We start from the raw sequence: 11,100 nt of genomic DNA on the forward strand, positions 1-11,100 counted from the left end.
TTAACAAACGTAAACTCAGATCCTCACTATAAATGCAGTTTTTTCTCCCATATTAAATCCTGCTTTTTCATAGAATCTTAATGTGCTTTCATCTTTTTGGCTTGTCATCAGCATTACCTTGTAACAGTTATTTTTTTGAGCTATCCCTACTGCTTTTTTTAAAACTGCAGTTCCATATCCTCTTTTTCTATAATCTGGGTGAGTAACAACATTTTCTATTAACCCATATGATCTGGCGGACCTTGTTAGATTCTTAATTATGGTTAGATTGCATGATGAAACAAGCATTTCATCTTCTTCAATTACTAGATAAAAGTGATTAGGATCAGATAGTATTTCATCCCAATGTCCTTTCAGGGCTTTATCTATCTTTAATTTAGGATCATCTGGAACTAGATACTCATAAAGCGATAGAAGTTTTTTTAATTCATCATACTTTATTAAACGTACCTTCTCAATCATATAATCTCTCTATTACTGATTTTTTCATGATTCTAGTGTATAACGCTGGATTATAAATAAATTTCATTATAACTTTTCCAGATTTTATAACATTTCTTGTTAATGACTTCACAACAAATCATTTTTTCAAGAGTTACTCCTTTAGTAAGACAATAGGGCTAATATGGGGGGATACAGAAAGTTTATAAAGTTTAAATGAAGTTAAATTATGTTCTGTTAGCTGTTATTCAAATTCGTAAAGATTCAATTCATAAACTTATCTTTTTTAAAATAATTTCCTTATTTTAAATAAATATATAACATTTCTTCCTATTTATTATTATGACAGGGAAAAGAGCAGAAAAGATAGTAATGATATACAAGAAACTCTACGATCTCTACGGCCCTCAGGGATGGTGGCCATTAATGAGTCATGATGGCACAAACCCAACAAAAACGGGTTCTGTAAGGGGATACCACCCTGAAAACTATGAATTACCCCGAAGTGAAGATGAAATTTATGAAATTATATTGGGAGCTATTTTAACCCAGAACACAGCCTGGACATCGGCTGAACAGGCCTTGTTAAACTTGAAAAAATTAGATGTTGTTTCTCCTCAAAAACTTCTAAAAATTGATGATAACATCTTAAAAGAAGCCATAAGATGTGCAGGATTTTTAAATCAGAAGGCTGTTTACCTTAAAGAAATTACCAAATTTTTCACATCATTGAAAGGGAGAACCCCTGAAAGAAAGGAATTGTTAGCTGTTAAAGGAGTTGGAAACGAAACTGCCGATTCAATTCTTCTTTATGCATTTAAACAACCTGAATTTGTAGTGGATGCCTACACTAAAAGGATATTTTCACACTTGGGAATTGTGAAGGATAATGCAAATTATATGGATATAAAAAAGTTTTTTGAGTCCAGTTTACCACGGGATACAGCTATGTACCAGGAATATCACGCCCTGATTGTGGAACATGCCAAACATTACTATAAAAAGAAGCCTTATGGTGTGGGGGATCCTTTGAAAGATTTGTAGGTGTATTGATTTACTCAAGAATCTGATTCTGTTAAAAGTTCTGATTTTTGTTTTTTTGTTGAATTTTTTAGTTATTTTGCATCTAAAACTACATATTTTTAAGTTATTTAAACCAATATTAAATAAAATAATATTTCACTATGAAATAATTATCCATTCAGATTTAGTTTTAGGTGATAAAATGGAATTTCCAATTACAAGAATGCGAAGATTAAGGAAAACTCCCCAGATAAGAAATATACTGAGTGAAACAAAGTTAAATCCTGAAGATTTTATATACCCAATGTACGTAAAGGAGGGGCTGGCTGACGGGCATGCAGAACATATAAGCACCATGCCTGGACAGTACAGGTATTCTATCAATGATGCCGTGGAAAAGGCCAGAGAACTTGAGGATATAGGACTATCTTCCATAATGATCTTTGGACTGCCACTTGAAAAGGATGAGAAAGGTTCTCAAGCCTACAACAAGGATGGAATTGTTCAACAGGCAGTGCGCCGCATGAAGGAAGAAACAGACCTTATTGTTATGACGGATGTCTGCATGTGTCAGTACACATCCCATGGCCACTGTGGAATGGTTAAAGATGATAAAATCCTTAATGATGAAAGCCTGAATTACATCTCAAAAATTGCTTTAAGTCACGCAGAAGCTGGAGCTGATGTTGTGGCTCCATCAGATATGATGGATGGTAGAGTTGGTGCTATAAGGAAAACACTGGATTTGAATGGTTACTATGACACAATCATAATGGCTTACTCTGCAAAATATGCTTCTTCATTTTATGCCCCATTCAGGGAGGCAGCATCTTCTGCCCCAGGTTTTGGTGACAGGAAAACTTATCAAATGGATCCCTCAAACCTTCTGGAAGCCTTAAGGGAAGTTGAACTTGACATAGGGGAAGGTGCTGATATAGTGATGGTGAAACCCGCCATGCCTTACCTTGACGTCTTAAAAGCTGTAAAAGATGAATTTAAAATGCCTACAGCAGCTTACCAGGTAAGCGGTGAATATTCAATGTTAAAAGCTGGAATAGATGCAGGTTACATAACTGAAGATTCCATATATGAATCGTTGTTATCCATAAAAAGGGCGGGTGCAGACCTTATAATCACCTACTTTGCACCTGAATTTTTAGAGGGGAAAATTTAGTTTGTATCACCCCTAATCAAAACCTGATTAACATAGGATTAACTGAATTAATCTTTATCAGTAACCAATTAAATCAAAACAGATTAGTCTATAAATTAGACCAACCCTTAATTTATTATACAAAATACATTATTAAATTCATAGAAAAGGAGAAGTAAAAGTGGATCCAAATTTTGTTGCAAAAACAGCTCAAATTGCATCGGTTCTTGAAGTTAGTGGACATCCAAAGCCGGGAAACGTACATAGGACCCATGATTTTGATGATATGGTCTTTGAAGACTTTCTTATAAGTGGCGTTGTAATTGGAGATACAATGAAAAAAGCCGCAAAAATAGGGCTTAAATACAAAGATAATCCTGAATCTTTCCATAAAATTAAATTAGGAAAACTTATAAAAACCGCAGTTATTGAAACCAACAAATGGATTGCAAACAACACAAATCTTGGTATTGTGATGCTCCTTACACCAATATCAGCTGCAGCAGGAATGATTGGTAGTTTAGAAGATTTAAACGAAGACACTGATAAAAGCTGTTCAAATAGCAGTAAAAACTGCTCAAATAATAGCATTGGTAAAGGCTGTTCAAAAGAGACAGATATAACTAATTTAAGGAAAAATATCGGTTTAATAATGGATTCAACAACCTCCGATGATGCTGTAAACCTCTATGATGCCATAAATATTGCTGATGCTGGTGGAATGGGCGAACGGGATGAACTTGACGTTGGAAGTGATGCTGCAAAAGACGAGCTCATTGAAAAGGACATCAACATGTTTGATGTTCTCGATATATCCGCCGAGTGGGATATGCTCTCATACGAACTTACAAACAAAATGCCAGTAACATTTGAAACGGGCTTTCCAGTTTTCAGGTCCGTTAAATCTGATTATGATATAAACAAGGCCACAGTTCAAACATTTCTCACCATACTATCAAAATATCCGGACACTCTTATCTCCAGAAAATACGGTGAAGAGAAAGCAAAAGCTGTTTCAAAGGGTGCACAAGCTGTGCTGAATAACGGGGGAATTTTAGCAGATGGGCTTGGACTCGTTGAAAGATTTGATGATAAACTCGTAAAAAACAAATTAAATCCTGGCACAACAGCCGATTTAACAGCTTCATCAATAATGGTGGCCCTTCTGGATGAATTTGAAATTTATAATCGGGTTATATAATTTTAAGAATACTTCAAGGGTTAATGGTCTTAGAGTCTTTTTACGTTAACAAAATTCATCGACCCTAAAATCAATATTTTTTAAAGGTTGAACAATAATTATTTTTAAACAAGGACGTTAAATTAAAAGTGAGGATAAATAGCATGCAGCTTCAAAAAATTATCAATGAATTACACATTTACGAAAAAAAAATATTAAAGGTTCTTGAAGCTTCAGATGGTGAAGTATCACCTGAGGACGTTTGTGAAGCTCAAGATATGAATATCAAATCTGTGATGAGTTCGGCAGGTTCTCTGGCCTCAAAGGATATTATAGAAGTCCAGAAGGATGTTGAGGAGTTTGTAGATCTGACTGATATTGGCAGAGAATATGCAGCAGATGGACTGCCTGAAAAGAGAATGTTGAAAGCCTTAAATGAATATGAAACAATTCATATGAAGGATATGGCTCAAAAATCAGGTGTTGATCCAGCTGAAGTTAAAATAGCAATTGGATGGCTTCTTAAAAAACATTGGGCCACAATTGACAAGGGAAATATTATCATAACTGAGGAAGGCAGGAATGCTGTATCATTGGAGGACAATGACGAGGTCCTTTTAAAACTCATCCTTGAAAGGGGACAGCTGCCAATTGAAGATCTCTCACAGGATCTTAAAACATCTTTCAAAAACCTAAAGAAGAGAAAAAACATCATAAAGATTAATAAAAAAACCACCCACACCCTGAAAATAACAGGAAAAGGAAAAGAACTTCTTGATATTGGTATTGAACTGAAAGAAGAAGCAACTCAGCTCACACATGAGCAGTTGAAAACAGGGTCATGGAAATCACTGCATTACAGGGGTTACGATATAAATGCAGAGCATCCTGAGACATTTCCGGGCAAGATACATCCACTTCAAACGATAATTGATGAGATAAGGGGAATCTTCCTTAACATGGGCTTCACAGAGGCCAGTGGAAACATTTTGGAATCTGCATTTTGGAACTTTGACTGCCTCTTCCAGCCTCAGGACCATGCAGCAAGGGAAATGCAGGACACCTTTTACGTTAAAAACCCTCAAAATGCAAAGTTACCATCAGATGAGCTTGTTCGAAGGGTTTCAAGGGTTCATGAAAATGGAGGAGACACAGGTTCTGAAGGATGGCAGTACCCATGGAACATCGATGTTGCAAGGCAATCAGTTCTACGTACACATACAACATGTGTATCCGCACGCTATTTAGCTGAAAACAAACCTCCACTCAAGATGTTTTCTATTGGAAGGGTCTTCAGAAGAGAAACCATAAACTACAAACACCTTCCTGAGTTCCATCAGGTTGAAGGAATTGTAGCAGGTGAAGATATAAACTTTAAAAACCTTTTAGGAATACTTAAAGAATTTTACCGTAAATTAGGTTTTAAAGTTAGATTTAGACCGGCATACTTCCCTTACACATACCTTTCTACAGAGTGTGAGATTTATTTACCTGAAAAGAAGAGTTGGATAGAGCTTGGAGGGTCTGGTATGTTCAGACCAGAGGTTTTAGAACCTTTAGGAATTGAAACACCTGCACTGGCATTTGGTCTTGGAATAGAAAGGTTAGCCATGATAAGATATGGAATCAGCGATATAAGAATGCTTTACAAGAGCGACATAGGCTGGCTTAGAAGACTGCCTGTTGTGCAGGGTGTGAAACTGGATTAATGGTTTCACCAGTTTTTGTTTTTTTACCATTACTATACTTTTTTTTGCATTGTTGTTACATTGAAATGAAAAGGGGAAATATATTATTTTATCATGTTAAAAGGAAAAGTGGTTAATATGAGGGAACATATGTTATCGTTAATTTTAAGTATAGTTATTTTTATTTTGTTTTTGTTAATTTGGTTAATTGAGCCTTTTTTAACATATTTAGGGATTGCTTTTGTTATAGTTCCTTTTATTTTATTTAATAAATATAGAGTTAAGAAATCAGATTATGTAAATTTTTATTTCAATTATTTTTTTATATTATTTTGTCAAGGTACTGTTTTGTTTGTAGTTTATCAGAACATTAAATTTTTTGCTTCAAATTTAATGGGTTTTATTACTTTATGTTTAATGAGTGGATGTTTTGTTGGATTTATACTTTATTTCATTCAATTATATTGTCACGCGGACAAGTCACAGATAATCACATGGTAACTGAAAATGATGTTAGGAGTTTCAAACTAGTTGGAAAATAAATCTTAAAAAAGTGTTTATCTGTAGAACTCCCTAAATTTTAAACACTTAAATAATACATTTTTATCCAAAAAATAATCATATTTTTGTTTTGATGTATGCTCCTATCCATCCACAAACAGCTCCATTAATAGCTCCTAATATGGTTAATGGTATTAAATAGAGGAATGAACCTGTAAATAGACTTCCTAAAAAGTAAGAAATAGCACCAGTAACTACGGCATTTTTAGTTCCAATCAGTTGGTCGTTAAATAAGTAACCAACAGCTGCTAACAATAGAAAAATTAACAGAGTAAGGATACCTTGTGTAATGGTGAATATTACAGTAATTGCCATTGTTACAGGTATTACTAAAGGCCATCGGATGTTATTGAAATTAAGCTCATTTTTTATAGAATTTATAAGGCCTATGAGGCCTGTTTCTCTATTATAATGAGTGTTATAATTATTATTCCAATTTTGGGCGTTGTGGATTTTGTATCGGCGGTTATTCCAAAATTGAACTAAACGGGTTTTTAGATTCAAATTTCGGATAGAATGCAGGGATTGTATTTTGTTTCTTAGAATTTCTCTTTTTGTACTTTTTTTCGTGATTTGGGCTTGTTTCCAATTTGGATCAACAATGTCCAAATTTTCAACGTATCTTAATTTACCGCCACAATCGCAGTGATCAACAAAATCTTTTGCAGACTCCTCCGATTGCAATTTATAGTAATTCTTGCATTTACCACATATTAAATAACCCATTTAATCACCTGTTGTCTAATAAAAGATTATAAATTTAATTTAAGACTCATCATCTCTTAATTTTTTTTAAATTCATCAAACATTACAATGTTTTATGTATTCAAACTGTTGGGATTTAATTGTTTTTAATATCAATACATCTTCATAGTGTTTTGCCAAAACATTTCTGTGAGATAATCATAATATAACTGGAGAATTTCATTAGTTATGTTTCATCATTTTATCACTAAATAAAGGATTTAAGTGGGTGTTTCACGTTTTAAAAACAGTGAAAGAACGAAAACCAGCCCGAGCACTACTGCACCTATTAAGAATGCAAAGTCCACACCGGATACCAGTGCTGAGACCTGTTGTGTGGCAGTTGGATTGATGAGATTTTGGAGGTAGTTGTTCTGGCTGAATGTCATGAAACTGACAAATAATGATGAACCTATTGCACCTCCAATTTGCTGTAAAGATGTCATTATAGCTGAACCTGAAGCATAATACTTAGAATCCAAGTTTCCCAGGGCATTTGTCTGATTTGGTGACATTAAAAGGGCTGATCCTACATATAAACCACAATTCATAATTAACACGATCATAAGGGCAGTTGAAGCAGAAAGGTGCGATAAAAATATCATGGAAATGCACATAAGGGCAAGGCCTGAGCTAATGACAATTCTTGTTCCATGTTTGTCATATATATGGCCTGCGAGAAGTGGTAAGAAACAGTTAAAAATACTTCCTGGCAACATTACAAGACTAGCAATTAAAGATGTGGTTCCAATTGCAGTCTGTAGATATATTGGAAGTATAATTACTACTGCAAAAACAACCATAACATTAATTACATTAATTATTATTCCTATTGTGAAAAAAGGATACTTAAAAACATGAAGATCCAGTAAAGGATGTTCTAAAGTTAATTGGCGTATTGTAAATAGAATAAGGCTAACTAAGCCTATAAACAAGGGGATAATTACATTTAGACTTAATCCATACTCTCCTAGGCCACTAAAACCAGTTATAATTCCACTGAATCCCACAGCAGCTAAGATAACAGATAAAATATCAAGTTTAGGATGTGTAATTTCTGTGACGTTCCTTAAAGAAGATAGTCCTAAAATTATTGTAGCTACAAAAAAGACTAAAACCATTAAAAAGAACCAGTGCCAGTCCATAAATCCCATAAGGAAGCCCATAAGTACTGGTGCAAACATTGGTGCGGAGAGGACTACGAGAGTCACAAGTCCCATGACTAATCCTCTTTTTTCTTGTGGAATCAATATTAGCACAGTGTTAAATATTAAGGGCACAAGTATGCCTGTTCCAATTGCCTGTATTACACGTCCAATAAATAAAACTGGAAAATTTGTTGAAATTCCTGATATAGTGGTTCCTATAATTAAAAAGATCATTGAGGATATGAATAATTTTCTTGTTGAGAATCGCTGGATAAGAAAGGCACTGATAAGGAATACAATACCTGAAACAAGAACGTAGATTGTGGTTAACCACTGCACTGTTCCAGCTGAAATATTGTATTGTAACATTATATGGGGAAATGCAATGTTTAATGCAGTTTCATTTAGCATTGAGAGGAATCCGCCAATCAACAATATGGTTAAAATCCGATAAGTGGTGCTTTTATTGGGTTTACTTTTATTAATAGTGTAATTTTCATTTTGAGTTGATACCATTTTTAAATACTCCTCTATTAGACCAGTCTATATAATAACTCAGCGCATTTTTTGACTCATTTTAGAAACGGCATTATAATTAGACGGGTCTACATAATATTTAATTAAAAAAAATCATTAAAAAAAGCTTCAATGATCCTTAGTTCTTATTTTTTAGTCTTAATATGGATGGAATGGTTTCTGCAACCTCAAAAAAGGGTACATCACTTTTTTTGGTCAGTGACATGACTATGGCTCCTTCAATCATGGATTGAATTACCATACTTAATTTTTGGGCTTCTTGTCTTGTGAAACCTCCCTGGATCAGTTTTTCAGCATAAACATTCTGCCACGCATCAAAAGCAGATTCACAGGCTTTCCTTAAATTTTCATTGCTTGAAGATGTTTCAAGTGCAACTAGATTAACGGAAACCTTTTTAGTACTTTTAAAGGAGATTTTCTCGTTTTCTTCCATATCAATGAAATCTGCCATCTCTTGAATGGCATTTTTAATGGATTCAGCAGGATCCTCAATCATTGAAAGCCTTTTCCTTATGGTCTCTTCAACAAAGACCTTGGTTAACTCAATAGATTCTAGGGCCAATTCTTCCTTTCCATTTGGAAAATAATAGTACAAGGAACCTTTAGGTGCATTGCTTTCCCTCAGAATCTCATTCAATCCTGTGGCATGATACCCCTTCAACTGAAAAAGGCGTGTTGCAGCCCTAACTATCCTATCCCTTGTGTTAATCTCTTCATCCATATTACCAAAACCAAATTATAATGACTGGTCTATATAATCATATTAATGTAACTAAATCTTCCTATTTAAATATAACTGAAATAAATTTTTAAAGCAAATTGTTAACGTTAAAAGACGTATCATATTTAAAATTATTATTAGTACCTTCCAAGTTTCATTTATGTATCAAAGTTTCTTTTCATGGTTTCAAGCTGTTCTTTTTTATTTTTAAGTCCAATACACAAGATGACCATAAAAATAGCTACAAAAGCTATAAGAATATAAGCTGACTCATATCCTCCTATTTTACCTCCAAGAGACCCTATAACAGCCCCTATAAGGGCACCACCAATAAGCTGACCTGCGCTGCTGTTGACGTTTATAAGTGCCTGTCCTGCTGCTCTTTCCTTTGGAGGACTTTCCACCAGCATGATGTACCTTGGAGGCGAACCTATATCTGTACTCATACCGATACCCATGAGAATACCTGCAAATATAAATAGATAAAAGGAGTTTGCAAATAAACCAATTAAAAAAAGCCCAATAACCAGTATAAATGTTCCAACGAACATTATATTCCTTGAACCGAATTTATCAAGGAGTTTCCCGATAATGGGGGCACCTACAGCCATTGCCAAAACAAGGGGTAAAACCATCAAACTTGCCATGGGTGTGCTGAGAGACAGTGCAACAACAGCTAGAGCTGGTACAAATACTGTGGCTGCCTGACAGAGGCCGGTACCTACAGATATACTTGTTATAAGTTTTACTTCCCTACTTTTGAAGAGATCCACCTGAATCACGGGATCTGCAGCACTTTTTTCCACCTTCCATAAAACAGGAAGTAAAACCACAGCTGTCAATAAAAAGGGCAATACTGATATGGAGGTTAAACTGCCTATTACATTGGTGGTGTCTATCTGGTTGACACCGTAGGCCAATGCAGCTACAAGCACGCTTAAAACTGTTATACCGTACCAATCAAACTTAACATCCTCATTTCGCGCTGTTTTTGGAAGTATCTTGGAGCTTCCGATAATTACAGCAGCGGCTATTGGTAGATTTATAATAAAAAGCCATTGCCAACCGTAACTTAAGAGTAATCCGCCTAAAACGGGCCCTAAAACTCCTGATAAACCCCAAACTGAACTTAAAATACCAAGTGCACTGCCCCTGCTTTCTGGAGGAAATGTATCACCTATGAATGCATTTGCAACTGGGAATATTCCTCCAGCTCCAATACCCTGCACTGCGCGTCCGAGAAGCAGCATTTCAAATGAAAAGGATGTTACGGTTATAAGCGACCCAACAGCAAAGATAAACACGTCTAGAATGTATATGGATTTCCTGCCGTAAATATCTGATAATTTGGCCATTAATGGTGTTCCAATCATGAAAAATAGGATATATATAGTGAATATCCATGAAACTGCCCTCTCATTTACTCCAAAATAGACCTGAATCCCTGGAAGTGCTGGTCCAACAATCCCTATATCAAGGGACCCCATGAAAACTCCGATGAAAAGCAGGATTAACATCCTGTTCTTGCCCAATAAATCCATAAAATAAGTTTGTATTAATGCTTTAAAAGACTTTTTAAAATTTGGTACTCAAAAATGAGTTAAAATTCGGAATTTATTAAATTTACGTTAATTTATCAAATCTATATCTATTAAAATTTACAATATATCTAAAAACCAGGTTACAAATCAATATTCAAATAAATTCAAAATATTAAAAATATAACAAGTATAATTTGCAATTTCATTTCTAAATTTATCAAAACTATTTTATCCGTTTCAATTTTTTATTTACCAAGCTGTAACCCTAATAATTTTGTTAAAAGTTATAACTGTGGAAATTACCATAAATTACCGGTTACATGTATACTGTTGGCTTAATATATGACAGTTTTGAACTGTTTC

The 11,100-nt window shown here is 34.5% G+C and carries 9 protein-coding genes; 4 read left to right on the forward strand and 5 right to left on the reverse strand.

Annotation, left to right across the window (positions count from 1 at the left end; genetic code table 11):
- Nucleotides 1-15: 15 nt before the first annotated feature.
- The gene (locus tag MSWAN_RS05350) at nt 16-462 is read right to left on the reverse strand and encodes a GNAT family N-acetyltransferase (RefSeq protein ID WP_013825593.1); all 447 of its coding nucleotides are present in this window, start codon (nt 460-462) and stop codon (nt 16-18) included.
- A gap of 321 nt (nt 463-783) precedes the next feature.
- Between MSWAN_RS05350 and MSWAN_RS05355 the strand changes: the two genes are divergently transcribed.
- From MSWAN_RS05355 to pheS, 4 genes are all read left to right on the forward strand, one after another.
- Nucleotides 784-1,485, forward strand: coding sequence for an endonuclease III domain-containing protein (locus tag MSWAN_RS05355; protein WP_013825594.1), 702 nt, complete (start codon nt 784-786; stop codon nt 1,483-1,485).
- A gap of 181 nt (nt 1,486-1,666) precedes the next feature.
- Nucleotides 1,667-2,638 carry a porphobilinogen synthase gene (hemB, locus tag MSWAN_RS05360; RefSeq protein ID WP_013825595.1) on the forward strand — a complete coding sequence of 324 codons (972 nt, stop codon included), beginning with the start codon at nt 1,667-1,669 and terminating at the stop codon, nt 2,636-2,638.
- A 160-nt stretch (nt 2,639-2,798) separates the two neighbouring features.
- Nucleotides 2,799-3,818, forward strand: coding sequence for a triphosphoribosyl-dephospho-CoA synthase (locus MSWAN_RS05365; protein ID WP_013825596.1), 1,020 nt, complete (start codon nt 2,799-2,801; stop codon nt 3,816-3,818).
- 143 nt (nt 3,819-3,961) lie between these two features.
- Entirely contained in the window at nt 3,962-5,506 is a 1,545-nt protein-coding gene (gene pheS, locus MSWAN_RS05370) for a phenylalanine--tRNA ligase subunit alpha (RefSeq protein ID WP_013825597.1), read from the forward strand.
- A 597-nt stretch (nt 5,507-6,103) separates the two neighbouring features.
- On the opposite strand, the gene MSWAN_RS05380 is transcribed toward pheS, so the two are convergent.
- The 4 genes from MSWAN_RS05380 to MSWAN_RS05395 form a co-directional block, all read right to left on the reverse strand.
- Nucleotides 6,104-6,772 carry a hypothetical protein gene (locus MSWAN_RS05380; RefSeq protein WP_013825599.1) on the reverse strand — a complete coding sequence of 223 codons (669 nt, stop codon included), beginning with the start codon at nt 6,770-6,772 and terminating at the stop codon, nt 6,104-6,106.
- Between the two features lie 239 nt (nt 6,773-7,011).
- A complete protein-coding gene (locus MSWAN_RS05385; protein WP_013825600.1) occupies nt 7,012-8,454 on the reverse strand; it encodes a DHA2 family efflux MFS transporter permease subunit in 1,443 nt (480 codons plus the stop codon).
- 139 nt (nt 8,455-8,593) lie between these two features.
- A complete protein-coding gene (locus MSWAN_RS05390) occupies nt 8,594-9,196 on the reverse strand; it encodes a TetR/AcrR family transcriptional regulator (RefSeq protein ID WP_013825601.1) in 603 nt (200 codons plus the stop codon).
- Nucleotides 9,197-9,354: 158 nt separating this feature from the next.
- Nucleotides 9,355-10,737, reverse strand: a complete 1,383-nt coding sequence (locus MSWAN_RS05395; protein WP_013825602.1) for an MFS transporter — start codon at nt 10,735-10,737, stop codon at nt 9,355-9,357.
- Nucleotides 10,738-11,100 lie beyond the last annotated feature (363 nt).

The organism is Methanobacterium paludis (assembly GCF_000214725.1).
GTDB classification, from domain to species: domain Archaea; phylum Methanobacteriota; class Methanobacteria; order Methanobacteriales; family Methanobacteriaceae; genus Methanobacterium_C; species Methanobacterium_C paludis.